The organism is Bradyrhizobium sp. UNPF46 (assembly GCF_006658625.1).
GTDB lineage: Bacteria > Pseudomonadota > Alphaproteobacteria > Rhizobiales > Xanthobacteraceae > Bradyrhizobium > Bradyrhizobium nitroreducens.
Genome location: NZ_LFJB01000083.1, coordinates 123,086 through 147,905, shown reverse-complemented (window position 1 = coordinate 147,905; position 24,820 = coordinate 123,086). Strand labels below are relative to the sequence as shown.

19 protein-coding genes are annotated in these 24,820 nt (G+C 66.1%); 9 read left to right on the top strand and 10 right to left on the bottom strand.

Annotated elements, in window-relative coordinates:
• Positions 1-529 precede the first annotated feature (529 nt).
• The 7 genes from UNPF46_RS29865 to UNPF46_RS29835 all read left to right on the top strand — a co-directional run bounded on the left by UNPF46_RS29865 (position 530) and on the right by UNPF46_RS29835 (position 11,499).
• Positions 530-1,960 carry an efflux transporter outer membrane subunit gene (locus UNPF46_RS29865; RefSeq protein ID WP_246668758.1) on the top strand — a complete coding sequence of 477 codons (1,431 nt, stop codon included), beginning with the start codon at positions 530-532 and terminating at the stop codon, positions 1,958-1,960.
• Positions 1,957-3,189: an efflux RND transporter periplasmic adaptor subunit gene (locus UNPF46_RS29860; protein WP_181770173.1), complete on the top strand. Its 1,233-nt coding sequence runs from the start codon at positions 1,957-1,959 to the stop codon at positions 3,187-3,189. The genes UNPF46_RS29865 and UNPF46_RS29860 overlap by 4 nt, the downstream gene beginning before the upstream one ends.
• 1 nt (position 3,190) lies before the next feature.
• Positions 3,191-5,152: a MacB family efflux pump subunit gene (locus UNPF46_RS29855; RefSeq protein ID WP_142252379.1), complete on the top strand. Its 1,962-nt coding sequence runs from the start codon at positions 3,191-3,193 to the stop codon at positions 5,150-5,152.
• A 90-nt stretch (positions 5,153-5,242) separates the two neighbouring features.
• Entirely contained in the window at positions 5,243-5,956 is a 714-nt protein-coding gene (locus UNPF46_RS29850; RefSeq protein WP_142252391.1) for a response regulator, read from the top strand.
• Positions 5,953-7,284 (top strand): ATP-binding protein, encoded by a 1,332-nt coding sequence (locus UNPF46_RS29845; protein WP_142252378.1) that lies wholly within the window; start codon positions 5,953-5,955, stop codon positions 7,282-7,284. Before UNPF46_RS29850 ends, UNPF46_RS29845 begins: the two co-directional genes overlap by 4 nt.
• A 58-nt stretch (positions 7,285-7,342) precedes the next feature.
• Entirely contained in the window at positions 7,343-8,497 is a 1,155-nt protein-coding gene (locus UNPF46_RS29840; protein WP_142252377.1) for an MFS transporter, read from the top strand.
• A gap of 158 nt (positions 8,498-8,655) precedes the next feature.
• Entirely contained in the window at positions 8,656-11,499 is a 2,844-nt protein-coding gene (locus UNPF46_RS29835) for an ATP-binding protein (protein WP_142252376.1), read from the top strand.
• Between the two features lie 19 nt (positions 11,500-11,518).
• Here UNPF46_RS29835 and UNPF46_RS29830 read toward each other — a convergent pair whose 3' ends face one another.
• The 3 genes from UNPF46_RS29830 to UNPF46_RS29820 form a co-directional block, all read right to left on the bottom strand.
• On the bottom strand, positions 11,519-12,457 hold the full coding sequence (locus UNPF46_RS29830; RefSeq protein ID WP_142252375.1) for an aldo/keto reductase: 939 nt from the start codon (positions 12,455-12,457) through the stop codon (positions 11,519-11,521).
• An 87-nt stretch (positions 12,458-12,544) separates the two neighbouring features.
• Positions 12,545-14,041: an MDR family MFS transporter gene (locus UNPF46_RS29825; protein WP_142252374.1), complete on the bottom strand. Its 1,497-nt coding sequence runs from the start codon at positions 14,039-14,041 to the stop codon at positions 12,545-12,547.
• Positions 14,038-15,180 carry an HlyD family secretion protein gene (locus UNPF46_RS29820; protein WP_142252373.1) on the bottom strand — a complete coding sequence of 381 codons (1,143 nt, stop codon included), beginning with the start codon at positions 15,178-15,180 and terminating at the stop codon, positions 14,038-14,040. The genes UNPF46_RS29825 and UNPF46_RS29820 overlap by 4 nt, the downstream gene beginning before the upstream one ends.
• Positions 15,181-15,290: 110 nt before the next feature.
• Here UNPF46_RS29820 and UNPF46_RS29815 point away from each other — a divergent pair, with 110 nt between their 5' ends.
• Positions 15,291-15,962 carry a TetR/AcrR family transcriptional regulator gene (locus UNPF46_RS29815; protein ID WP_142252372.1) on the top strand — a complete coding sequence of 224 codons (672 nt, stop codon included), beginning with the start codon at positions 15,291-15,293 and terminating at the stop codon, positions 15,960-15,962.
• A 223-nt stretch (positions 15,963-16,185) separates the two neighbouring features.
• On the opposite strand, the gene msrA is transcribed toward UNPF46_RS29815, so the two are convergent.
• From msrA to UNPF46_RS29780, 7 genes are all read right to left on the bottom strand, one after another.
• Positions 16,186-16,698, bottom strand: a complete 513-nt coding sequence (gene msrA, locus UNPF46_RS29810) for a peptide-methionine (S)-S-oxide reductase MsrA (RefSeq protein WP_142252371.1) — start codon at positions 16,696-16,698, stop codon at positions 16,186-16,188.
• A gap of 29 nt (positions 16,699-16,727) precedes the next feature.
• Positions 16,728-17,183 carry a cupin domain-containing protein gene (locus UNPF46_RS29805; protein ID WP_181770172.1) on the bottom strand — a complete coding sequence of 152 codons (456 nt, stop codon included), beginning with the start codon at positions 17,181-17,183 and terminating at the stop codon, positions 16,728-16,730.
• Positions 17,184-17,204: 21 nt separating this feature from the next.
• Entirely contained in the window at positions 17,205-17,627 is a 423-nt protein-coding gene (locus UNPF46_RS29800; RefSeq protein ID WP_142252389.1) for an OsmC family protein, read from the bottom strand.
• Between the two features lie 109 nt (positions 17,628-17,736).
• Positions 17,737-18,585, bottom strand: a complete 849-nt coding sequence (locus UNPF46_RS29795) for an enoyl-CoA hydratase/isomerase family protein (protein ID WP_142252370.1) — start codon at positions 18,583-18,585, stop codon at positions 17,737-17,739.
• 26 nt (positions 18,586-18,611) lie between these two features.
• Positions 18,612-19,925 (bottom strand): epoxide hydrolase family protein, encoded by a 1,314-nt coding sequence (locus UNPF46_RS29790; protein WP_142252369.1) that lies wholly within the window; start codon positions 19,923-19,925, stop codon positions 18,612-18,614.
• A gap of 249 nt (positions 19,926-20,174) precedes the next feature.
• The gene (locus UNPF46_RS29785; RefSeq protein WP_142252368.1) at positions 20,175-20,864 is read right to left on the bottom strand and encodes a VOC family protein; all 690 of its coding nucleotides are present in this window, start codon (positions 20,862-20,864) and stop codon (positions 20,175-20,177) included.
• Positions 20,865-20,908: 44 nt separating this feature from the next.
• Positions 20,909-21,577 carry a sensor histidine kinase gene (locus UNPF46_RS29780; protein ID WP_100181340.1) on the bottom strand — a complete coding sequence of 223 codons (669 nt, stop codon included), beginning with the start codon at positions 21,575-21,577 and terminating at the stop codon, positions 20,909-20,911.
• Positions 21,578-21,899: 322 nt separating this feature from the next.
• Here UNPF46_RS29780 and UNPF46_RS29775 point away from each other — a divergent pair, with 322 nt between their 5' ends.
• Positions 21,900-24,758: an ATP-binding protein gene (locus UNPF46_RS29775; protein WP_142252367.1), complete on the top strand. Its 2,859-nt coding sequence runs from the start codon at positions 21,900-21,902 to the stop codon at positions 24,756-24,758.
• Positions 24,759-24,820 lie beyond the last annotated feature (62 nt).

Sequence of the window (24,820 nt, the reverse complement as noted above, 5' to 3'; positions counted from 1 at the left end):
CCGTTCGTCCGCACGCGGCCTCGGGCTCACAGGGACTACCCGCCCTGCCCGCACCTCTCATGCCGACGCTGCCGCGTCCACCGCAAGCCCGGCTCGCGAACATGACGACCACAAGTCGCCCCTCTTGGATGAGCCGGGATGAGCGACACATACGACAAAACCGAATTTCGGTAAAGTGGAATATTTTGGCGCGAAGGGCTTGACGCGGCGGCGAAACAGGGACCTGACGCCCTGCGGCGGCGGGGCGCCGAGATGCCGCGCAACATCTGTTTACATTCAGCAACGTTCAGGCTGCCGAAAGGCCACGATCGGGCGGCTAATGGACCCGGTTCCGACTACCCATTCCGAGGGCCACGGGCATCGCCCGCCCCCGGCAAGGCCATGGATCTCAGCCGATTTGATGCCGTTACGCGTGTTCGCCACCGTTCCCACGCCAGCCCTAGAGCAGAACCATCGCCCGACGTCGCCCCCGTTGCGCGCTGCCTTCTCGCGCGCCGGATCGGCCTGCGCCGCATTGATGTTGGGCGCGATGTTGGCCGGCTGCGCCGTCGGCCCGGACTATGCCGGACCGCCGAAGCTCGACATGCCCGCGCACTGGAGCGCCAGACCGGCGTCGCGCCGGCAGGCCGGCACGCTGGACCGCTGGTGGCTGCGCCTGCGCGATCCCTTGCTCAACCGTCTGATCGAGCAGGCCATCGACGCCAATCCGAGCGTTGCCAAGGCCAAGGCGGTCGTGCGCGAGGCACGCGCAACGGTTCAACAGACCAGCGCCGGCCTGTTTCCTTCGGTGAGCGGCTCGGCCTCGGTGACCGACAACAAGAGCAGCGCCGGCTCCGCCTCGACCGTGGTCGACACTTCACCCTACACGCTGCACCAGGCGAGCTTCGATTCGAGCTGGGAGCTCGACCTGTTCGGCGGCACGCAGCGGAGCATCGAGGCGGCGCTGCGCGGCGAGCAATCCGCCGAAGAGGATTTGCGCGACAGCCTCGTCACGTTGATCGGCGATGTCGCCGCCTATTACGTCGAGGCGCGCGGCTATCAGGCCCGGATCGCGCTGGCGCAGCGCACATCGACCTCGCAACGCGACACCGAAAAGCTCACCCGCAGCAAGTACGACGCCGGCAGCGGCAACGCCGTCGATCTCGCCAAGGCCACCGCACAGGCCGCCAGCACGGAAGCGAACGTGCCGACCTATCAGGCCGCGCTTGCCGCCGACATTCACCGTCTCGGCATCCTGCTCGGACGGCCGCCGGACGGCGTCGCTGCGCTGATGGCGAAATCCGCACCCGTGCCGGCGCCGCGCATGCCGCTGCCCACGGGCCTGCCCGCGGATCTCTTGATGAACCGTCCCGATGTTGCCAGCGCCGAGCGCAAGCTCGCGCAGGCCACCGCCAAGATCGGCGCGGCCGAAGCCGACCGCTATCCGGCGGTGTCGCTGACCGGGTCGGTCGGCACATCGGCGCTGCGCGCCGGCGACCTCGCCAAATATTCCAGCGTGAGCTGGTCGGTCGGGCCATCCGTCACGGTGCCGGTGTTCGACGCAGGCAAGCGCCTCGCCACCGTCAGGATCGCGGAGGCGCAACGCGACCAGGCGTTCGCGACGTTCCATTCGACCGTGCTCACCGCCTTCGAGGACGTCGAGAACGCACTGGTGTCGCTGTCGCAGGATTGCATCCGCGCGACCAAGCTCGCGGAAGCCGCGAAGAACTACCGCGAGGCTGCAAGATTGTCGCGGTCGCTGTTCGAGACCGGCAGCGCCAGCTTCATCGACGTGCTGGACGCCGAACGCTCGCTCTACTCGGCCGAGGATTCGCTGATCCAGAGCAAGGTGTCGGCGGTCAAGGACTACATTTCCCTCGCCAAGGCGCTCGGCGGGGGCTGGTCCGATCCGGTCGACATTTCGACGCCAATCATCGTGGACACCAACACGGGACCGCACGTCCGGGAGACGGTGAAGTGACTGATATCATCACCGCCAAGCGACTGAAGATCGCCGCGGCAATCGTCGCCGTCGTGACGACCGGCGTCGTCGCGGCCATGCGCTTTCCGGGGACGTCGAACAAGGCGCAGTCCTACATCACGGCGCCGGTCACCGTCAGCGATCTGCGCGAGGAGGTGCTCGCGAGCGGCACGCTGAAGCCGGCGCGACTGACCGCGGTCGGCGCCCAGGTGTCGGGCCGGATCACCGCCCTCAACGTTCGCGTCGGCGATACGGTCAAGGCCGGCGACGTCATCGCCCAGATCGACCCCGTCACCAAGCAGAACGATCTGCGCAGCTCCGAGGCGTCGCTCAAGAACTACCGGGCGCAGAAGGCCGAGAAGGAGGCCGCGCTGGTGCTGGCCGAAGCCAACCTCGCGCGCCAGCAGGCGACATTGGCGCAGCACGCCACATCGCGCAGCGATTTCGACAGCGCGGATTCCACCGTGCGGCAGACCCGCGCCCAGATCGCCGCCCTCGAAGCCCTGATCGTGGGGGCGGAAGCCAGCGTCGAGACCGCGCGCGTGAACCTCGAATACACCCGCATCACCGCGCCGATCGACGGCACGGTCCTCGCCACGGTGGCGCAGGAAGGACAGACGGTCAACGCGGTGCAGTCCGCGCCGACCATCGTGGTGCTGGGCCAGCTCGAGACCATGACGGTGCGGGCGGAGATCTCCGAGACCGACATCGTCAAGGTCAAGCCGGGACAATCGCTGTACTTCACCATCCTCGGCGACCAGGACCATCGCTACGAGGCCCGGCTGGAGCAGATCGAGCCGGCCCCCGAGTCGATCAAGACCGACGCCAGCTTCTCCTCGACCACCACGTCCTCGTCCAGCTCGAGCTCGAGTTCGTCGAGCTCGACCAGCACGGCGATCTACTACATCGGCGTCTTCAACGTCCCGAACAAGGACTATGCGCTGCGGACCTACATGACCGCCGAGATTCACATCGTCACCGGCGAGGCCAAGCGCGTGAAGGTGATCCCCGCGCTGGCCGTAATGCGCAAATCCGACGGCCGCAGCACCGTCCGCACCCTCAGCGCGTCCGGTGACGTCAGCGAGCGCGAGGTCAAGACCGGCCTCAACGATCGCACCATCGTGGAGATCAGGTCCGGTCTCGACGAGGGCGAGCGGGTCGTCACCGGAGAGGCGAGCGAGCAGACCGCCTCGCGCGGCGCGCCGGGTGGCCCGCCCGGAGGTCTCTGACATGGCCGATCCGATCATCGCGCTGGAGAACGTCCGGCGGGAATTCGCGACCGGAGACACCAGCGTGGTCGCGCTCGACGACCTCTCGCTGGGCATTCAGCCCGGCGAGATGGTGGCGATCATCGGATCGTCCGGATCGGGCAAATCGACACTGCTCAACATCCTCGGCTGTCTCGACCGCCCGACATCCGGCACCTATCGCGTCGCCGGCAAGAACGTCGCCGAGCTCGATGCCGACCAACTGGCGGCGCTGCGGCGTGAGCATTTCGGCTTCATCTTCCAGCGCTACCACCTGCTTGGCGACCTCTCCGCCACCGCGAATGTCGAGATCCCCGCCGTCTATGCCGGCGTCAGTACGCGCGAACGACGCGCGCGCGCGAATGGGCTGCTCGAGCGGCTCGGCGTCGGCACGAGGGGCGGTCATCGCCCGAACCAGCTCTCCGGCGGCCAGCAGCAGCGCGTCTCGATCGCACGTGCGCTGATCAACGGCGCGGAGGTCATCCTGGCGGACGAGCCGACCGGCGCGCTCGACCGGCGCAGCGGCGAGGAAGTGCTGAAGATCCTGAAGGAACTGCATCGCGAGGGGCGGACGATCATCATCGTCACCCACGATGCCGATGTCGCCGCCCGGGCCGATCGCATCATCGAATTGCGGGACGGCCGGATCGTCGACGACCGCCGCACGCAAGCCGCCGGCGTACCGGAAGCGGCTGCCGCAGCGCCGCGGGCGGCTTCGGCCGGCGGCACCGGCTGGAGCGGCGGATTGGGACGCCTGCGGGAGGCGTCGCGGATGGCGCTGGTGGCGATGGCCGCGCATCGGCTGCGCGCCTTCCTCACCATGCTCGGCATCATCATCGGCATCGCCGCCGTGTCGTCCGTGGTCGCGCTCGGCAACGCTTCCCAGCGCAAGGTGCTGTCGGACATCTCGAACCTCGGCACCAACACGATCGAGGTGTTTCCGGGCAAGGACTTCGGCGACGCGCGCGCCGGCAAGATCAAGACCCTCGTGCTCGGCGATGCCCGCGCGCTCGACCGGCAGGACTTCATCGCCGGGGTTACCCCGACGGTCTCGACCAGCACGACGGTGCGCTATCGCGGCAGCGAGTCCAACGTGCTGGTCAACGGCGTCGGAGAAAGCTATTTCCAGGTCAAGGGCGCCAAGCTCGCGAAAGGACGCCTGTTCGACGCCGATGCGGTGCGCAACATCGAGCGGCAGGCCGTCATCGACGACAACACCCGCAAGACGTTCTTCGCCGACGACCAGACCTCCGGCATCGGCCGCGTGATCTGGCTCGGCAAGGTGCCGTGCCGTATCGTCGGCGTCATCGCCCAGCAGCAGGGCGGATTCGGCTCCAACCAGAACCTGTCGGTGTACCTGCCCTACACCACCGTGCAGGCGCAGTTCACCGGCGATCGCGCCCTGCGCAGCATCCTGCTGCGGATCAGCGACGCGGTCTCGACCAACCTGGCGCAGGACGCCGTGACCACGCTGCTGACGCAGCGGCACAATACCAAGGATTTCGTCATCCTCAACACCGACGACATCCGCCGCACCATCACCAGCACGACGCAGACGCTCGCCTTCCTGGTGGCCGCGATCGCGGTGATCTCGCTGGTCGTCGGCGGCATCGGCGTGATGAACATCATGCTGGTCTCGGTGTCGGAGCGGATCGGCGAGATCGGCGTGCGCATGGCGGTCGGCGCGCGGCGCAGCGACATCCTGCAGCAATTCCTGGTTGAGGCGACGCTGATCTCGTCCATCGGCGGCATCGCCGGCATCCTGATCGCGATCCTGCTCGGCATGGCGATCAACATCGCGATGCCGGGCTTCCAGGTCACCTATTCGATGTACTCGATCGGCGCGGCATTCCTGACCTCGACCGGGATCGGGGTCGCCTTCGGCTTCTTCCCGGCCCGCCGCGCCGCCTTCCTCGATCCCGTGGTGGCTTTGAGCCGTGACTGATTCTAGGATTGCACCATGACCGTAGTTCTTCGGACGAGACAATCGTCCGCCAATCGGCCAACGATCGGAATTCCCGATGCGGTACCCGTCATGACCAATGGCACGCAAAACATCCTGATCGTCGAAGACGACCAGCAGACCCGCGACCTCATCTCGCGTTACCTCGGCGAGCACTCGTTTGCGGTCGGCGCGGTCACGAACGGCAAGGAGATGGACCGGTATCTGGCGCAGAACAAGGTCGACCTGATCGTGCTCGACCTGATGCTGCCGGGGGAGGACGGCCTCAGCCTGTGCCGCCGCGTGCGCATGGAATCCATGACGCCGATCATCATCCTCACGGCGAAGGGCGAGGATCTCGATCGCATCCTCGGCCTCGAGATGGGGGCCGACGACTATCTGCCGAAACCGTTCAATCCGCGCGAACTCGTTGCCAGGATCAGCGCCGTGCTGCGCCGGCAATCGAGCGGGCGTACGATCAGCTCCGCCGCAGCGCGCCTCAAGTTCCACGGCTGGACCGTCGACCTTCGCTTGCGGGAGTTGCGCGACCCCGAGGGCGCGCAGGTGCCGCTGACCAGCGCCGAGTTCGATCTGCTGCAGGCCTTCTGCGAACGCGCCGGCCGCATCCTCACCCGCGACAATCTCCTGAGCGTGACGCGCGGCCGTCCCGGCAGCAGCTTCGGCCGCAGCATCGACGTGCTGGTCAGCCGGCTGCGCCGCAAGCTCGACCGCACGGAAGAGACGTCCGTGATCAAGACCGTGCGCACCGGCGGTTACGTCTTCACGCCGGTGGTGGAGGAAGCATGAGCCGCGCCACCGACATCCTGGCGCTGTTCAGCTTCCGGCGGATCAGCGGCCAGATCGCGGCGCTGGTGCTGGTGTCGCTGGTCCTGATCCATGTGCTGATCGCCGGATATTTCCTGCTCAACCGGCCGAATCTGCTGGCCAACACCCCGATCGAGCAATTCGAGCTGATCGCGCGGATCATCAGCAATACGCCCAAGGCGGAGCGCGCTCTCGTTCTCGATAGCATCAGCCGGACCTTTCCGGCGCTCAAGCTGCAATTGCGGGACGGCGTCTCTACGTCCGTTGCGCCGCTGCCGGCGCGAACGTCGCTCCCCATTCCGTCCGCGCTTGGGGGCCGGGCCGAGTTCATCGCCGGCTCCGGCGCGCAGGAGGATCGGGTCTGGTTCTATCTTGCCAGCGACGACGTGCTCGAAGCCACGATCGGGTCGCCCAGGATGCCGGCCTTCGTCAGCGGCCTCTGGACCTCGACGCTGCTGTTCCTGGTGGCGAGCGTCACGCTGCTCGGCATCTGGGCCGGCCGCGCACTGTCCTCGCCGCTGTCGGCATTTGCGCGTGCGGCGGAGAATTTCAGCCTGAGCCGGTCCTCGCCGCCGCTGCCGGAAAACGGGCCGGAGGAGATCAGGTCCGCGGCCAGGGCGCTGAACCGGATGCGCGAGCGCATCAGCGCGCTGATGAACGACCGGACGCGAATGCTTGCCGCCATCAGCCATGATCTGCGCACGCCGATCACGCGGCTCCGGCTGCGTTCGGAATATATCGAGGATCCGGCGCAACGCACCCAGACCGTCCGCGACCTCGACCAGATGCAGTCGATGCTGGAATCGGTGCTCTCCCTGTTGCGCAGCGAAAGCCCGGTCAAGCCGACGCTGGTCGACGTCGCCGCGCTGCTTCAGATGGTCTGCGAGCAGTTCTCCGATTCCGGCCACGCCGTGAGCTATTCCGGCCCGGACAGGGCCGCCTTCATCCTGCGATCGGACGAGATCATCCGCGCGATCACCAACCTCGTGCAGAACGCAACGCGCTTCGGAACCGAAGTCGAGGTCACGCTGTTGGCGTCGGGGGATCGGCTCGTCATCGACGTGTCCGACAATGGACCGGGCATCCCCGACGAAAGGAAGGCGGCGATGCTGGAACCCTTCGTGCGCGGTGAGGACGCCCGGACCATGGACGAGACGGCCGGATTTGGCCTCGGCCTGTCGATCGCACAGGCGATCGTGACCGCGCATGACGGAACGCTGCAGCTGCTCGACAACGCGCCAAACGGCCTGCGCGTCCGCTTGCAGCTCTCGGGCGCCGGCCGCGACAATTCGAGCACGCCCCCGTCATAAAGGCGCGGCATTCCTCGGGCTTGTCGATCGTCCTGCCCAGCTTCTCCCGCGAGTTCCCATGTCTTCTGCCGACCGGCCGGCGACCCGCCTTGCAACCCGGCTCGCCTTCCTCGTCGCGGGCTTCGGCATCGCGTGCTGGGCGCCGCTGGTGCCGTTCGCGAAGACGCGGCTCGGCGTCGATGACGGCGTGCTCGGGCTGCTCCTGCTCAGCCTCGGCATCGGCTCGGTCGTCGCGATGCTGCTGACCGGAATCATGAGCGCGCGCCATGGCAGCAGGCCGATCATCGTTGCGGGCGGCTTCGGTCTGGCGCTGGTGCTGCCCCTGCTCGCGGTCGCAAGCGCGCCCGCCACGCTGGCGCTGGCACTGTTCGCCTTCGGCGCCGCGCTCGGCTCGATCGACGTCGCCATGAACATCCACGCCGTGGAGGTGGAGCGCGCCGCGGGACGCCCGCTGATGTCCGGCTTCCACGCGCTGTTCAGCATCGGCGGCTTCGCCGGATCGGCGTTGATGACGGCGCTGCTCTCGCTGCAATTCGGCACGCTCGCCTGCACGCTGATCTGCTCCGTCCTGATGCTGATCGCGATGGTCGTGACCTGGCCGCGCCTGCTGCGTTCGGCACAGGTGCAGGAGGGCCCGCTGTTCGTGCTGCCGCACGGATCGGTGCTGCTGCTGGCGCTGCTCGGCGCCATCACCTTCCTGGTCGAGGGCGCCATGCTCGATTGGGGCGCGCTGCTCGTGATTGGCGCGGGCCTCGTCCCCGAGGCACAGGGGGGAATGGGCTATATCGTGTTCTCGATCGCGATGACGGTGGGGCGGCTCGGCGGCGATGCCGTCGTCGCGCGCATCGGGGACCGCACAACCTTGCTCTGGGGCAGCCTGATCGCGATCGGCGGTTTTGTGGTCCTGCTCACGGCGCCCGTTGCGGCGGTCGCCATCGCCGGATTCCTGCTGATCGGGCTCGGCGCGTCCAACCTCGTGCCGGTGCTGTTCCGCCGGGCGGCTCGGCAAACGGTGATGCCGACGGGGCTCGCGGTCGCGGCGATCACGACCGCAGGCTATGCAGGGATCCTGATCGGCCCTGCCGGCGTCGGCTTCGTCGCGCGTCTTGGGGGATTGCCCATGGCATTCTGGCTGCTGGCTGGGCTGATGGGCCTCGTCACGCTGTCCGCGCGCGTCGTCACAAAGGACGCGGCTCCGACCATGGCGAGCTAACCCCTTCCGTTTCAAGCATTATTCGGGTGGGCTGGAGCGATCCAAGCCATCCGCGCAGGTCTGCCAGCCATGCGGCTTTCGGCCAGTTTACTGGACGTCTCGTTCTGCTAGATCAGAACAGGATACCTTTTTGACTCCCGTTGCGGGGGCAATGGCACGTGCCAGCTGATAATAACCAAGACTCGGTCGTTTCATTCGGACCCTTTCGGCTGTTTCCAAAGTCCCGGCTGTTGGAGAAGGAGGGGGCGCCGCTTCATGTCGGCGGCCGCGCGCTCGATATTCTGATCGTGCTGGCCGAGCGCCCCGGGGAAGTCATCGACAAGAGAGAGCTGGTCAAGCGCATCTGGGCCGACGTCAATGTCGACGAGGGCAGCCTGCGCTTCCACGTCGCTGCGTTGCGCAAGGTGCTCGGCGATACCGGCAAGTCGGCCCGTTATGTCCTCAATGTGCCGGGCCGCGGCTATTGCTTCGTCGCCTCGTTCGCGCAAGCGGCCCCGCAGGTCGCGCCAGCCTCCGCCGAGATCACCCCTCCCCGCGCCCTGCCCGCTCAGCTTGCGAAGATGGTCGGACGCGAGGAGGTGATCGAGAAGATTTCGAACGGCCTTGCCCTCCATCGCTTCATGACCGTGGTCGGCCCGGGCGGCATCGGCAAGACGGCCGTCGCCGTCACGGTCGGGCATCGCCGCTCGGCGGATTTCGGCGGTCGCGTCTTCTTCGTCGATTTCAGTCCGCTGCGCGATGCCAGCCATGTCACGACCACCATCGCCTCCGTCCTCGGACTGACCGTCAGCTCGGAGGATCCGACGCCGGCCATCCTGACATATCTGAAGACCGGGCCGTCCTTGCTGATCTTCGACAGTTGCGAGCATGTGCTGGACAATCTGGCACCGTTCGTCGAGCGCATCGTTCGCGAAGCGCCGCAGCTTCGTGTTCTCGCGACCAGCCGCGAGTCGTTCCGAAGCGAAGGCGAGCGGATTTTCCGGTTGTTCCCGCTGGATTGTCCGCCCGAGCGCGAAGGCCTCGAAGCCGCCGAGGTTCTCGCCTACCCGGCCGCGCAGCTCTTCGTCGAGCGCATCGCGCAGAGCTCGGGTCCGTTCCAGCTCAGCGCCGAAGAGGCGCCGCTCGTCGCCAGCATCTGCCGGCGCCTCGACGGCATTGCGCTGGCGATCGAGCTCGCGGCGGGCCGCGTCAATGCGTATGGCATCGCCGGCACGGCCTCCCTGCTCGACAGCCGCTTTTCGCTGCAATGGCGGGGACGACGCACGGCCGTCCCGCGGCACCAGACCCTCGCCGCGGCACTCGACTGGAGCTACGACCTGCTGCCTCCGGCGGAAAGCGCGACGCTGCGACGACTATCGGTGTTCGCCGGCCCGTTCGCGCCCGAGGCCGCCGCCGCGGTCGCCTCCGGCGACGGTCTCAGCACGTCCGAGACGCTGGAGGCGATCGACAGCCTGGTCACCAAATCGCTGATCTCGCCATCCGGTTCGCGGGCGCTGCGCTATCGCCTGCTCGACACCACGCGCACCTACGCGCTCGGCAAGCTGAACGAGCTCGGCGAAAGCAGGCAGTTCGCGCGGCGCCATGCGGAGCATTTTCGCGACCTCCTCGAGCGCGCGGGGACCGACATTTCGACGCCGCTGCCGGAATGGCTGAGCACCTATGGCGGCGAGCTGGACAATGTGCGCGCGGCACTGGACTGGGCCTTCGCGGCAGGCGGCGATGCGAGGCTCGGCATCGCGCTGACGGCGACCGCGGTGCCCTTGTGGGTGCGTCTGTCGCTGTTCGCCGAATGCCGTGAGCGCTGCCGGACGGCACTGGCGGCCCTCGGCGACGACGGCGGCAACGACCGCATCCGCATGCAGCTGCTGTCGGCGCTCGGCTGGTCGCTGATGTATGGCGAGGGCCGCGCGCGCGAGGCGCGCCCGATCCTCGAGACGACCCTCGAGCTGGCCGAGAGCCTCGACGACAAGGATTTCCGGCTGCGCGCGCTCTGGGGCCTGTGCATCGACCAGTTCAACAACGGTCAGTTCGGCAAGGCCCGTGCACTCGCCGACCGCTTTGCGAACGCCGCGGCGAATTCATCCGACGACACCGATCTCATGCTGGGTGACCGCCTGATGGCGGTCGCGCTGCACTATCTGGGCAGCCAGAACGAGGCGCGGCAGCATATCGATCGGGTGAACGCCTCGCTGCATGTGCTGGTCACGAAGCCGAAAATCTTCCCGCTCGACCTCAGGATATCGACGCAATATTTCCGGGCCCGCATCCTCTGGCTTCAGGGCCTCGCCGATCAGGCCCAGGCGCTGGCCGCCAACAACATCGAGGAAGGCCGTGCCAACGGCCATGCGCTGACCTTCTGCAGCGTGCTGGGACAGGCCGCCTGCCCGATCGCGTTCTGGTCCGGCGATTTCGATGCCGCCGAGCGTCACGGCGCCGAGCTGCTCGAACACACCGAGCGCCACGCCATCCGGCCGTGGGGCCTGTGGGCACGGGCCTTCAACGCCGCGGTCATGGCGAGGCGCGGCGACATCGCGACGGGCCTGCCGCTGCTGCGCGAAGAGCTCAATCGTGCCGGCGACGCGCGCTTCCTGCCGCGCTTTCTGCCTTTGCTCGCCGAGCTCGCGGCCTGTTTCCTCGAGGCCGACCAGGTCGATCGCGGCCTCGACGTGATCGAGGACGTCCTGGCCCGTTGCAACGACCGGCAGGAACTCTGGTATTTGCCGGAACTCCTCCGCATCAAGGGAGAGCTGATGCAGAGAAGCGCGCGGCATTCGGAGCACGCCGAGGCGCACTTTCGCGACGCGATGGGCATAGCCGCCCAGCAGGGCGCGCGCTTCTGGGAGCTGCGATGCGCGACCAGTCTCGCGCGGTTGATCAGCGAGGCTGGTCAGACTGCAGAAGCCTTGGCAATTCTGGAACGTGCATGCGAGCCGTTCGCCGAGGGCGCAGCCATCGCCGATCTCGGAAGCGCACGCGATTTGAGCGAGCGACTGCGGACCTGACCGGTCCGCGAGAGGCGATTCATCCAGCCCGCGGAATGAATCCGGGTACGCCGGTCTCCACAACCGAATTGAAGCGAATGTTCGTCGTGATCCCGTCTCGCATCTGCCGCATGGCGTCTTCAGGCAGCGTCGAAATATCGAAGTTCTCCTGGATGCGCCGAGGATTGGTCGAGGTCGTCAGGAACGCCGTGCCGCGCTGGACAGCCCATGCCAGCGCAACCTGGGCCGGCGTCTTGTTCAGGCGTTCCGCGATGGCGGTGATCACCGGGTCGGCCAGGAGGTTCGGCTCCATGGCGTGTCCCAGCGCGGCAAACGCTTGCAGGACAATTCCGTGCTCGCGGCAAAAATCGAGCAACTCCCGTTCGGGAAGATACGGATGCGATTCGACCTGCACCATGGCGGGCCTGATCCGAGCCACGGCGACGATCTCGCGCAGCTTCTCCAGGGTAATGTCCGACAGGCCGATCGACTTGCATTGCCCCTCGTCGACAAGGCGCTCCAGCGCTCCCCATGTCTCCGCCAGCGTCACACCTGAATCATAGATGACCCGACCGCTTGCGTCGCGCGGGTCCTGCTCGTCGCCGGGCTGAAAGGCAAAGGGCGTATGGATGATATAGCAGTCGATGTCGTCGACTTGCAGCCGCCGGCGGCTGGCGTCGAAGGCAGGCTTGACCCGCTCCGGCCGATGATTGGTGTTCCACAGCTTCGTCGTCACGAACAGGTCCTGACGCCGAAGCGTGCCCGCTCTGAACGCGTCCTGCATCGCGTTGCCGACGGCCGCTTCGTTGCGATAGCGCTCCGCACAATCGAGATGTCGAAATCCGGCCTCCAATGCGGCCCTGGTGGCCTGCCTCGTCACCAGCGGATCGGGAATGAGCGTGCCAAATCCGACTGCTGGAATCGTCACGGCCTCATGGGTGGGAATCTTCGTGTCACGAAGCGAATCGGAGGTCGTCATGGGATACTCCTTGTTGACTGCCAGCCGCGCGATGCGGACGAAGCGATCGAGGTTGCGGATACAACGTCATTTCACGACCCTCCGGCGTCAGCCGGCGGGACGCGGCTTGCGGAGAAGGAACACGAGCGGGATCACGACGAGCATGGCGAACATCAGGATCTCGAACTGATCGATGACCGCGACCGTGGCCGCCTGATGCGTGACCATGCCGTTGAGCGCGGCAAGGCCAGGCTTCCCGGTCGAGCCCGCACCAAGCGCCGCCACACGGAACGGCGTGAGGTGCTTGGCGAGCGCGATATGCACGGCCTGGGTGTTGGCATAGAAGAACAGCTGGACCACCGCGATGCCGATGGTGCTGCCATAAAGGCGCGACAGGTTGATCAGCGCGCTACCCTCGGGACGAAGTTTCGGATCGAGCGTGCCGAACGAGGCCCTCGCCAGCGCCGGCAACACCATGCCGAGACCCGCACCCTGGAGAAGACCGGCTTCGACGACCGGCCGCCAATCCATCGCCGGCGAATAGCCGAGCATCAGCCAATTGGCATAGACCACCAATGCCATTCCGCCCATGAGGAACGGCCGGTAGTCGACCTGCCCCGGAACGAGGCTCGTCAACACCAGCGCTCCCACCAGCGCCACACCACGCGGAACGGTCATGTAGCCCGTGGTGTCGACGGGATAGTTGAGCAATTCCTCCAGCATCGGAGACGTCAACGCCAGTGTCGGCAACAGGACGAAGCCAAGCGCGAAGGAGATGACCGTCGAGAGGACGAGATTGCGATCCCTGAACAGCGCCGTGCGGAGAAAATGCTCCCGGGTCGTCAACACGTGCACGCTGAAGAGATAGAAGCCCAGGATCGAGGCGATCGCTTCGACCCAGATCTCCGTCGAGGCGAACCATTCGAGGCGCTCGCCGCGGTCCAGCAGCATCTGTAGCCCGATCATGCCGACGGAAAAGGTCGTCAGGCCGAAGAAATCGAACGGCTGGCTTCGCTCGGCCCGCTTCTCGCTCAGCAGCGCGGCCATCGTCAGCAAGATGAAGGCCGTCATCGGCAGGCTGACGTAGAAGATCGACGCCCAGCCGTAATATTCGCTGAGCCAGCCGCCAATGGCGGGGCCAGTGCTGATGCCGAGCAGGGAGCAGACCGTCGATGCCAAGCCCATGCGCGCGTGCCGCGCCGGCGGCGTCGCCTCGAGCAGGATTGCCACGGAGAGCGGCGCGAGCGGGCCGCTCGCCGCGCCCTGGAGAATCCGCGCCAGCACGAACTGGATCGACGTCGTTGCCAGCGTGTCGAGGACGAGCCCGAGCGTGAAGATGGCGAGGGCCGCCTGATAGACCACCTTGCGGCCATGGCGGCCCGCGAGCCACTGCGTGATCGACATGGTCACGGCACTCGCCGCGATATACGAGGAGAACACCCAGCCGACCTCGTCATTCGCCATCGAGAGCGTCGCCTGAATGTGCGGCAACGCTGCATTCGGTATCGAGATGTTGACGGCCTGCATGTAGATCGCGACGAGGGCCGCCGCGGAGATCGCGCGATGGTCGCCGGCCGCGGCGGTCGATGGGACGGTCGTGCTCATTGGACCTCCGTCGCAAGCGCGCTTTGGAAGCGATACGGCCAGCTGCGGCGATGGCCGGTGTCGACCCGCGCCGTCACGCTGATGCCGGAGAACAGCGGCCGGGTCGGATCGAGATCGTCGAGCTCGAGGCGCACCGGCAACCGCTGGACCACCTTGACCCAGTTCCCAGTCGCATTTTCCGGCGGCAGGACCGAGAAGTCCGATCCGGTACCGGGGCTCATGCTGACGATATGCGCCCTGAACTTGCGATCCGGATAGGCATCGACGTCGATCGTCGCCTCCTGGCCCGGACGCATGTGGGTCAGGCCGGTCTCGCGAAAATTCGCCTCGATCCAGATGTCCCGGCTCGACATCAGCGAGAACGTCGGCGCTCCCGCATTGACGAAGCCCCCGATCTGCAAGTCGTCCACCTTCGTCACGATACCGTCGTCGGGTGCCCTCACCGTGGCGTAGGAGAGATCGAGGCGCGCGCGGTCGAGCTGGGCTCTTGCCGCGCGGACCGTCGGATGACGATCGGCGTCGATATCGGGATCGCCGTTGAGCGCGACGACCGTGTTGGCGATCTGCTGTTCGATCGATGCCATGCGGTGGCGGGCGACCTTGAGATCGGTCTCGGCCCGCTCATAGACCGCGCGCGGCGTGAAGTCGGAGGCCACCAGCGTCTTCTTGCGATCGAACTCGCGCTCGTCAAAGGAAGCGGATTCCTTGGCCGATTGCAGCTCCGCCTGCTGCTGGCGGTAGGTCGCCTTGAGGGAGTCGATCTGCAGCCGCGCGCTGCCGAGCCGGGCCTCGGCCTGATCGACCGCAATCTGATAGGGCTCGGGGTCGATCCGGAACAGGACCTGCCCCCGTCGCACGCGCTCGTTATCGCGCACGGCGATCTCGATCGCCTGGCCCGACACCCGCGCGTTGATGGTCACCTTGGCGGCACGCACGAACGCATCGTCGGTCGAAACATATTGTTCCTGCGCCAGATACACGAAGGCGCCGAACACGGCGGCCATGGCCGGCACCACCAGCATCAGGGGGCGCCGCAGCCGCTTGCCAAGGTCCGCTCGGAAAAATTGCGCAGCCCCCTCGCTCCCGCGGAAGCTGCGATCGCCCCACCAGCCGGCGATTGGCGCGATATTCAGACGCATCGTCCTCGTCCTCGTTTAATTTACTAACGAGCGTTACAAATATTGTACTCCGGTGTGGTGATCAAGATGCGCGGCCATTGATTTTTATAACGATCTATACAAATATATTTGTGAAGCAGCACAACCGGGATCTTGGCGATATGGCACGAAAAAAGAGCGTAACCGGCCCGGCGCGCCGCGGACGGCCGCCCGCCTATGACGCAGAGACCGCCCTCAGGCGGGCCACGGAGACGTTCTGGAGAACCGGTTACTCCGGCACATCCCTGGACAAGGTTGCCGCCGCGACCGGCATGAGCCCACCGAGCCTCTACGCAGTGTTCGGCAACAAGCACGCGCTCTATCTCGAAGCGCTCGCGCGCTATTGGGAGATGAGCCTTGCCGCAACGCGCGAGGCCCTCGCGGGGGACCATCCCTTGGACGAAGCCCTGATGCAGGCCTATGACGCCGCACTGTCGATCTATTTTTCCGGCAAGGGAACCACGCGGGGCTGTTTCGTGGTCGGGACCGCCGTGACCGAAGTGGCAGAAGATGCGGCAATCCGCAGCAGCGTTGCGGCGGGACTGCATGCGATCGATGCCGATTTCGAGGCACGTTTCCGTCGCGCTCAGGACAAGGGCGAGTTGAAGCGCGACGCCGACCCCGCGGCCCTTGCCATCCTCGCCTCAGCCACGATGCATACCATCGCCATCCGGGCCCGCGCCGGCGTCCGCCGCGCCGAGCTGAGAGAGCTGGCCCGGAAGGCAGTGGACGTGATCTGCGGATTCCGCGCAGCGGCGCATTGAGCCGCGAGTCGTTCTCGCCATCGCGACGCCGGCAGATGACCGCGACGATCCGGCTTCCTGAGCAGATACCGGCCAGCTGCGCGGCGATCGGTGCCGCGCCGGGCGCGTAGAAGGTGTCGGAGACGTTCGCCATGGCCCCCTCCTCGTGACCTTCAAGCGTGACTTAGGGATCGCTGCCGTCAGGTAGACGATACAGCGCCGGTCTTTCATGATGATCTCGCGATTATTGGACCGCAGCCGCGCGGCGCGGCAGCTTCCAGTCGGGCCGGATGAAGTGGCAAGTGTAGCCGTCCGGATAACGTTCGAGATAATCCTGATGCTCGGGCTCGGCCTCCCAGAACTCGGCTGCGGGCGCGACCTCGGTCACCACCTTGCCCGGCCACAGGCCCGACGCCTCGACGTCGGCAATGGTGTCCTCGGCAATACGTCTCTGCTCGTCGCTCGTGTAGAAGATCGCCGAGCGGTAGCTCGTGCCGAGATCATTGCCCTGACGGTTGAGCGTGGTCGGATCATGGATCTGGAAGAAGAACTCCAGCATGGTCCTGAAGCTGGTCTTGGCGGGATCGAACATGATCTCGATCGCCTCGGCGTGGCCTTCGTGATTGCGGTAAGTGGCGTTCTTGACGTGCCCGCCGGTGTAGCCGACGCGCGTGGAGATCACGCCCGGCTGCTTGCGGATCAGATCCTGCATGCCCCAGAAGCAGCCTCCGGCCAAAACTGCGCGCTCTGTCGTCATTTGGTGCTCCATCAATTTGGTTGAGATACTCAGCGCTCGTCCACAGCCTGATGCAAGCGCGGATCGTCATGGTCGTCGTGATATTCGAGGCCAAGCGGCCCGATGGCCGAGACCTGCGTGACATATTCGCCTGATTTCGCCCAATGGAAATGCCAGGTCTCGCCGGGCAGCACGATCACGCTGCCCGGCGGATAGGCCTTGACCTTGTCACCATCAAAATGCTCGCCGAGCCCGATGTAGAACACGCCCGACATGACCGTGTAGATGCGGTCCTCCGGATGCTTGTGCGGCATCAGCCTGGTGCCGCCGGGCACCTTGACCCGGACCACATAGGGTCCGCGTTCGCTGGGATGGCCGACCATCACGGCCAGCCGTGCTCCCGGCGGAAAAGCAGGGAAAGGCTGCCATGCGATGTCCTCGGGCAAGATCGCCCGGAACTTGTCTTCATCCGGCTGGTGTTGACGAGGCACATCTTGACGCAACATGGCAGCATTCCCTCTGATCGCTCAACCCAGCTTGGCGTCGAGCGTGATTGCGGCGTTGAGCACCTTCGAGACCGGGCAGTTCTTCTCGGCCTCACCGGCGATCCTGGCAAAGCCCGCATCGTCGAGGTTCGGCACCTTGGCGCGCAGGGTGAGCGCCGACTTGCTGATCTTGAAGCCCTTGCCTTCGGGCTCGAGCGTGACGGCGGCTTCGGTCGAGAGTTCGTCCGGCGTGAAGCCGGCCATCTGAAGACCGAAGGCCAGCGCCATCGTAAAGCAACCCGCATGCGCGGCCGCGATCAACTCCTCGGGATTGGTGCCCTTCTCGTTCTCGAAGCGGGTCTTGAACGAATAGGGCGTCTGCGCGAGCACGCCGGATTCGCTCGAGAGATGGCCGGTGCCATCGCGACCGGTGCCCTTCCAGACTGCTGTTGCCTTGCGGATCATCATGGTTCTCCTGGCTTGTGTTTGAGGATCGCCGCTCGTACCGGGTAAAGGCGACATCGGCGTGGCGCCCCTGCCCGTTCAAAACCGGTCGAGCGCCGCTGCGGTTCCGTCAGCTGCCGATCTGTCCGACGTGGAAGCCCAGCCGGTTCTCGACGTCGCCGGCGCGATGGAAGCCGCGCGCCATCAGCGTCTTGAGGCGGGTCTGGCTCGCAGGCCGGCCGAGCGCGGCCAGGAACGCGTCCCATTCCGGCTTGATCTCCACATCCGGCGGCAGGCTCGCGACATCGACAAGGCGTTTGGTCTCGGCGAGGGCCTCCTTGTCGAAAGACGCGATACGCATCGCGAGCGCCTCGACGAAGCCGTCGAGCTCGACATCCGGCATCGACCGGTTCACATAGCCGTAGCGCTCGGCGAGATCGCCATGAACGTCGTCGGCGCCGAGCAGCACTTCGAGCGCGCGGCCACGGCCCATCAGCCGCGGCAACCGCGCCATCGGTCCGCCGCCGGGCACGAGGCCCGCACCGACCTCCCATTGCGACAGGATCGCCTTCTCGCGGCTGGCAAAGCGCATGTCGCTCGCGAGCGCGAGCTCGCTGCCGACACCGGTCGCGCGGCCCCGGATCGAGGCGATGGAGACGACCGGCGCGCGGCTGAGACGCACCAGCGTGTCAGGCAGCGACTGCAGGCCCGTCGGACCCGGCGGAACGGCAAGCGACTCCTCCAGCGGCGCGAGGAAATCGTAATGCGTGATGAAGAAGCCTTCGACGACGCTGTCGAACACCACGACCTTCACGTCCGGATCGGTCTCGATCGCGGTGACGATGTCGCTGAGCATCTGAAGATGCCGCGGGCCGAAGATATTGACCGGCGGCATGTCGAAGGTGACTCGCCAGTAGGTCGGCAGCCGGCGCTCCAGGCGGATCTCGTCGGTCGTGAAAGTACGTTCGGGGCGGTTCATGGTCTCACTCCTGATGTCGCTTGATGTCAGATCGACTGGCGCAGCGGACGGAACGCGGTGCGCATTTCCGCAGTGAACAATGCGGGCTGCTCCCAGGCCGCGAAGTGGCCGCCCTTGTCGAGGCGGTTGTAGTGCATCAGCTTCGGATAGGCCTTCTCGGCCCAGCTGCGCGGCGCGGCATAGATCTCGTCCGGGAAGACGCTGACCGCGACCGGGATCTTGACGTGCTTGGGCGCGAAGAACACCAGCTTGTTCTCCCAATAGAGTCGCGCCGACGACACCGCGGTGTTGGTGAGCCAGTAGAGCGTGATGTTGTCGACCACGTCGTCGCGCGTCAGGCCTTCCGTCTTGCCGTCGAACACGCGCGCGATCATCGCGGCGCTGCGCGCATCGTGATCGAGCATCCAGGACGCAAGGCCCGCCGGCGAATCCACCAGGCCAACAAGCGTCTGCGGCCGGTTCGACATCTCGATGGCATAGCCGAGGCCGTGCTTATAGAAATCGTCGAGTTGGTCGTAGGCAATGCGCTCCTCGGTCGAGAGGTTCGACGGCCGCGTCCCGCCGGGCTGCAACGCCTTGGCGATGTCGTCAGGGACGGTCGCCGGCATGTTGGTATGAATGCCGAGCAGCTCCGGCGGGGCGATCAGCGCCATCTGCTCGGTGACGGCATTGCCCCAGTCGCCACCTTGCGCGACATAACGGCTGTAGCCGAGACGCTTCATCAGCACGATCCAGGCCCGCGCAATGCGCTGGGGATCCCAGCCGAGCGTCGCCGGCTTACCGGAGAAGCCGTGGCCGGGCAGCGAGGGGATCACGAGATCGAACGCGTCGGCCGCCGTTCCGCCATGCGCGGTCGGATCGGTCAGCGGTCCGACGATCTTCATCTGCTCGATGATCGAGCCCGGCCAGCCATGTGTGACGATCATCGGCAGCGCATTCTCGTGCCGGGAGCGGACGTGAATGAAATGGATGTCGACGCCGTCGATCCCGGTGACGAATTGCGGCATCGCGTTCAGCCGCGCCTCCATCCGGCGCCAGTCGTAATCGCCCTGCCAGTGGCGCACCAGCTGCTGCACCGTCGTCAATTGCACGCCCTGGGACTGGTCGGCAACGATTTCCCGGTCCGGCCATCGCGTCGCGGCGAGACGGCGGCGGAGATCGAGCAGATCCGCCTCGGGCACATTGACCTGGAACGGTCGGATCGCGTCGCTCACTCCCGCCTTTGCGGAACGCAGCGGCAGCAGGCTCGAGACGCTGGCGGCGACCGCGGTCATCGCGGCCTGGCCCAGCAATTGACGGCGATCGGGGTTGAGGATGTCGGCGCGTGCTTGCGTGGTCATTTTGAATCTCCCTTGCTTTGGTCGGCGACGCTGACCGAATTTGAAATTCGACATCGGTTCGTGTGCAGAAAGATTGACCCAGGCGCTTGCGATTTGCTCGTTATGGGTTGTTAGAGCGCGTTAACCCTTGCGAGTCCGCGCAGTCGAGGCAAGTGATGGATGCTTGTTGCGAAGCCGCGCGATACAATGCAAACGGCGCGCGACGAAGACATCATCGTGCGCGCGCCGTCAGGGAAGAATGCAGCAGCGTCACGACGGCAGCGTCTGGCCGGCCTGCTCGCGCACGATGTAGTCGGCGTACCAATCGGCCCAGTTCTCGTCATGCCCGCCCGTCCGCTTCTCGTGCTCGCCATGCGCCACTGCGGCGCGGCGCAGGGCCGCGGCAAGATCGGCTGTCGAGGCGAACGTCGTGCCGTCGCCCGCGATGCGCCCGGGCAATCGTGCGGTGACTTCCTGGAACAGCCAGCCGTTGCCGTCGGGATCACTGAACGAGGCGAACGAGCTGTAACTGCCGCGCTTCGGGTCGGCGCCGCTGACGCGAACGCTGCCGAACAGATATGGCTCGTCGGGACCGGCATGGACATCGCCGGCACCATGGAACGGCTCGCTGACCGCGATGCCGCGGTCGAGCAGATCCTTTCGGGCGGCGTCGAGATCGGAGACGATCAGATACAGGCCGCGCGCCGAACCGGGAGCCGCAGCCGTGACGTTCCTGCCGAAGATCACCGAGCACGCCGATCCCGGCGGCGTGAACTGGATCACGCGCCAGTCATTGCCCGAGCTGAAATCGGCGTCCAGCCGCCAGCCGAGGCGTGCGTAGAACGCCTTGGCGCGATCCACGTCAGACACCGGGATCACGACGACTTCAAGCTTCAGATCGACGCTACGGGACTTGGAGGGCTTGGTCGCGGCGTCGCGTTCGATGTCGATGGTGGCCATGTCGAGCTCCTGATGAAATGCGGATTGCAAGCACGTACGATTCTTCAGACGGCCGCCGGCACCGCGATGGTCACGCGCGTGCCGCCCTGCCCCGCCTCGCCGTGCAGCTTCGCGTGGATGCTGCGTGCGAGCCCTTCGAGGATACGGCTGCCGGTGCCCTGCAGCGGAGCGGTGGCGCCGATGCCGTTGTCGGCCACCGTGCAGAGCCAGGCGCCGTGGCGGTCGGCCAGATCGACACGGATCAGCGCGCCAGATTTGTTCGGAAAGGCGTGTTTTGCCGCATTCGTGACCAGCTCGGTCAGCATCAGCGCGAGCCGATGGCACTGCGCTGCCGGCAAATTGCCGCTTTCGATCGCAGCTTCGCAGCGGATGCCCGCCGGCTCCAGCACGGCTTCGGAGAGCGCCCCGCAGAGATTTTCGAAGAAGGGCGCGACGGACACCATCGACGGGTCATCATTGTCGGACAGGAGCTGATAGAGCCTGCCGAAGGCAACGATGCGCCGCTCGAGCCGGTCCACCGCCATCGACACATCCCCTCTGCCTGCGCGCGTGAAATCGCGGCGAACTGACGCACCGAGCAGAGTGAGCGTATTCTTCATGCGATGGTGGGACTCCCGCAGCACGAGCTCCCAATCACGCGACTGGTCATCGAGACTGGCGACGAATTGAGATCGAACGACGTGGTCGTTCGGCCGAGCACCGATACCGGACATCATGGCCTCCCCGTTGAAATAGGATCTAACGCGACGGCCATACTGGATGCATCGCACCTGTTTAGCTCGTTAGACGTTGCAAGATTCTGTTATGAAGGACGGTGCAGGCACCGGGTCAGCGCCCGGTCGATCGCTGCCAATGGGACTGCCGAGCTCGCCCGGACGTGCCCAAAATCGCTGCTTTTGGGTGAGATTGCCGGGATCGCCTCCATGCAATCGGCCGAGGGCCACGCGATTTCGCCACTTTCGGCCAGTTTACTGGACGGCGCGTTCTGGTAGTTCAAAGTGCGGATTTCAGTCCTTTCACCGGAAGTACTCGCCCGTGCCAGACACCAACGAGCAGGATTCGGCTATTGCCTTCGGGCCCTTCCGCTTGTTCGCAAAATCGCGATTGCTCGAAAAGGACGGCGTTCCGCATCATCTCGGCGGCCGCGCGCTCGATATCCTGATCTGCCTCGCCGAGCGAGCTGGCGAGGTCGTCGACAAGCGGGAGTTGATCAAGCGCGTCTGGGCCGACGTGAATGTCGACGAAGGCAGCCTGCGTTTCCACATCACGACGTTGCGCAAGGCCTTGAACGATAAGGCCTCGGGCGATGCCGGCGAAGGTTCCCGCTACGTGATCAACGTCCCCGGACGCGGCTATTGCTTCGCGGCTCCGCTGCTCCGGGCCGCGCCACCGGAGATCCGGACCGGCGATCCCGCCGCTTCGCCCCGCTCGCTGCCGGCGCCGCTCGCCAAGATGATCGGGCGTGACGACGCGGTCGCGAAGATTTCCGCCGAGCTTGCGCTGCATCGTTTCGTCACAATCGTCGGCCCGGGCGGAATTGGCAAGACGTCGGTCGCACTTGCCGTCGCGCATGCCGAGCTTGCAGCCTTCGATGGCCAGGTGCGTTTCGTCGACTTCGGCGCGCTGACGGATGTCAGGCTCGTTCCGGGCACGATCGCGGCCGCGCTCGGCCTCACCGTCAATTCCGACGACCCGGTGCCGGGCTTGCTGACCTTCCTGCGCAGCCGGCGGATGCTGCTGGTGTTCGACAGCTGCGAGCACATCCTCGACGAGCTCGCCCCTCTGGCCGAGCGCCTCGTCCTGGAGGCGCCGGGGCTGCATATCCTGGCCACCAGCCGGGAATCCCTCCGCACCGAAGGTGAGCGCGTCCATCGGCTGTTTCCGCTGGATTGCCCGCCCCAGCGCGACGGGCTCGGCATCGCCGATATCCTTGCCTATCCCGCAAGCCAGCTCTTCGTGGAACGCATTGCGGAGAGCCTGAGCGAATTCGAGCTCAGCGAGGAGGATGCCCCGCTGGTCGCCGAGATCTGCCGGCGGCTGGACGGCATTGCGCTCGCGATCGAGCTCGCAGCCGGACGTGTCAACGCCTATGGCATAGCAGGAACCGCCTCGCTGCTGGACGGCCGGTTCTCGCTGCTGTGGCGGGGACGGCGCACCGCGATTCCGCGGCACCAGACCCTGAGCGCGGCGCTGGCCTGGAGCTACGATCTGCTGCCCTCGGCCGAAAGCGCGACGCTGCGCGGATTGTCGGTGTTCGTCGGGCCGTTCACGCTGGAGGCCGCGCTGGCCGTCGCGTCCTGCCAGGACATCAGCGAGCCCGAGGCGGTGGAAGCGATCTCGAACCTGCTCTCCAAATCGCTGATTGCGACCTCGCCCGCGGAGCGTCGGCTGCGCTATCGCCTGCTCGACACCACCCGCGCCTTCGTCGCCGACAAGCTCGCCGAGAACGGGGAAACGGACCGCGTCGCGCGCGCCCATGCCGAATATTTCCGCGATTTCCTGCGCGACATCGCGCTCAAATCCACGGGAATGCAGAGCGCGGGCGGTTTCCTCCCCTACGCGGACCATCTGCCCAATGTCCGGGCCGCGCTGAGCTGGAGCTTTTCGGACGGCGGCGATCGGGCGATCGGGGTCGATCTTGCGGCTTCGGCCGCCCAGTTCTTCCTCGAGCTGACCCTGCTGACGGAGTGCTATCGCTGGACCCAGCAGGCCCTTGCCTCGCTCGAAACCGACACGATCGACAGCCGCCAGGAGATGACGCTGCAGGCCGCGCTCGGCGTCTCCGTGATGTTCACGCAGGGCAATACCGAAGCGGTTCGCACGGCATTCACGCGCAGTCTCCAGCTTGCCCGGGAGCTCGAGGACCTGCACTGGCAGCTCTGGCTGCTGCGCGGATTGCATATCTACCTGACCAGGGTCGGAGATTTTCACGGTGCGCTCGGCACCGGCGAGCAGGGTGAGAGCGTCGCGCGAAAGCTGAACGACCCCGCCAGCACGCTGAACGTGGAATGGATGCTCGGTGTCGCGCATCATTTGATCGGCAACCAGGACAAGGCCGTGCAGTTCTGCGCGAGCGCGATGGTGCATAATCCCGGCTCGCAGCGGCTGAATATCGGGCATCTTGGCTACGACGACCGCATCGTCGCCCTGGTGGCGCTGGCGCGCGGACTGTGGCTGACGGGCCGGCCCGGGCGTGCGATCGAGGCGGCGCGATACACGGTGCGCGAGGCCGAACTGCTCGAACAGCCGCTCACGCTCGGCATCTCCCTGATCTGGACGATCTACGTGTTCCTCTGGGTCGGCGACTGGGCCAACGCCGAAATTCTGATCGAGCGGCTGATCGATCATTCCGCGCGGCACTTCCTCGGCCCCTATCACGCGGTCGGCATCGGCCAGAAGGGCGAGCTGCTGCTGCGACGCGGCGACGTTGACGGGGGCATCGAGCACCTCCGCCGCAGCCAGGCCACGCTCTTGGCAACACGGCATCGGATCATGACAACGGTGTTTGCGACGGCGCTTGCGGAGGGTCTCGCCTCCCAGAACCAGCCCGACGAGGCCCTGCAGACGATCAATGAGGCCATTGCCCAGGTCCCCGATCATGGCGAATCCTTTGACATGCCGGAAATGCTCCGGATCAAGGCCGACATCCTCGCCGGGTTGGGCAACGCCGCGGAAGCCGAGAGCACCTTGCGCAAATCGCTCGATCTGTCCCGGCGCCAATGCGCGGTCGGCTGGGAGCTCCGCGGGGCGATCAGCCTCAGCCGGATCTGGCGGCGGGCGGGCAAGGCCGGCGACGCGCGCGCCCTGCTCACCCCGCTCGTCGCACGGTACGAGGAGGGCTTCGAGACGCGCGATCTGATCGCCGCCAAGGCGTTGCTGGTCGCCCTGAATTGAGAGCATCTTCAACGAGATACCGCCATCCCGCCCGCTCGCAACTCCTAACAACTTCTAACACG

Coding starts and splice junctions, on each gene's coding strand:
- UNPF46_RS29865 (WP_246668758.1), top strand. CDS start 530: ATGTTGGCCGGCTGCGCCGTCGGCCCGGACTATGCCGGACCGCCGAAG.
- UNPF46_RS29855 (WP_142252379.1), top strand. CDS start 3,191: ATGGCCGATCCGATCATCGCGCTGGAGAACGTCCGGCGGGAATTCGCG.
- UNPF46_RS29850 (WP_142252391.1), top strand. CDS start 5,243: ATGACCAATGGCACGCAAAACATCCTGATCGTCGAAGACGACCAGCAG.
- UNPF46_RS29845 (WP_142252378.1), top strand. CDS start 5,953: ATGAGCCGCGCCACCGACATCCTGGCGCTGTTCAGCTTCCGGCGGATC.
- UNPF46_RS29840 (WP_142252377.1), top strand. CDS start 7,343: ATGTCTTCTGCCGACCGGCCGGCGACCCGCCTTGCAACCCGGCTCGCC.
- UNPF46_RS29830 (WP_142252375.1), bottom strand. CDS start 12,457: ATGACGACCTCCGATTCGCTTCGTGACACGAAGATTCCCACCCATGAG.
- UNPF46_RS29825 (WP_142252374.1), bottom strand. CDS start 14,041: ATGAGCACGACCGTCCCATCGACCGCCGCGGCCGGCGACCATCGCGCG.
- UNPF46_RS29820 (WP_142252373.1), bottom strand. CDS start 15,180: ATGCGTCTGAATATCGCGCCAATCGCCGGCTGGTGGGGCGATCGCAGC.
- msrA (WP_142252371.1), bottom strand. CDS start 16,698: ATGACGACAGAGCGCGCAGTTTTGGCCGGAGGCTGCTTCTGGGGCATG.
- UNPF46_RS29805 (WP_181770172.1), bottom strand. CDS start 17,183: ATGTTGCGTCAAGATGTGCCTCGTCAACACCAGCCGGATGAAGACAAG.
- UNPF46_RS29800 (WP_142252389.1), bottom strand. CDS start 17,627: ATGATCCGCAAGGCAACAGCAGTCTGGAAGGGCACCGGTCGCGATGGC.
- UNPF46_RS29795 (WP_142252370.1), bottom strand. CDS start 18,585: ATGAACCGCCCCGAACGTACTTTCACGACCGACGAGATCCGCCTGGAG.
- UNPF46_RS29790 (WP_142252369.1), bottom strand. CDS start 19,925: ATGACCACGCAAGCACGCGCCGACATCCTCAACCCCGATCGCCGTCAA.
- UNPF46_RS29785 (WP_142252368.1), bottom strand. CDS start 20,864: ATGGCCACCATCGACATCGAACGCGACGCCGCGACCAAGCCCTCCAAG.
- UNPF46_RS29780 (WP_100181340.1), bottom strand. CDS start 21,577: ATGTCCGGTATCGGTGCTCGGCCGAACGACCACGTCGTTCGATCTCAA.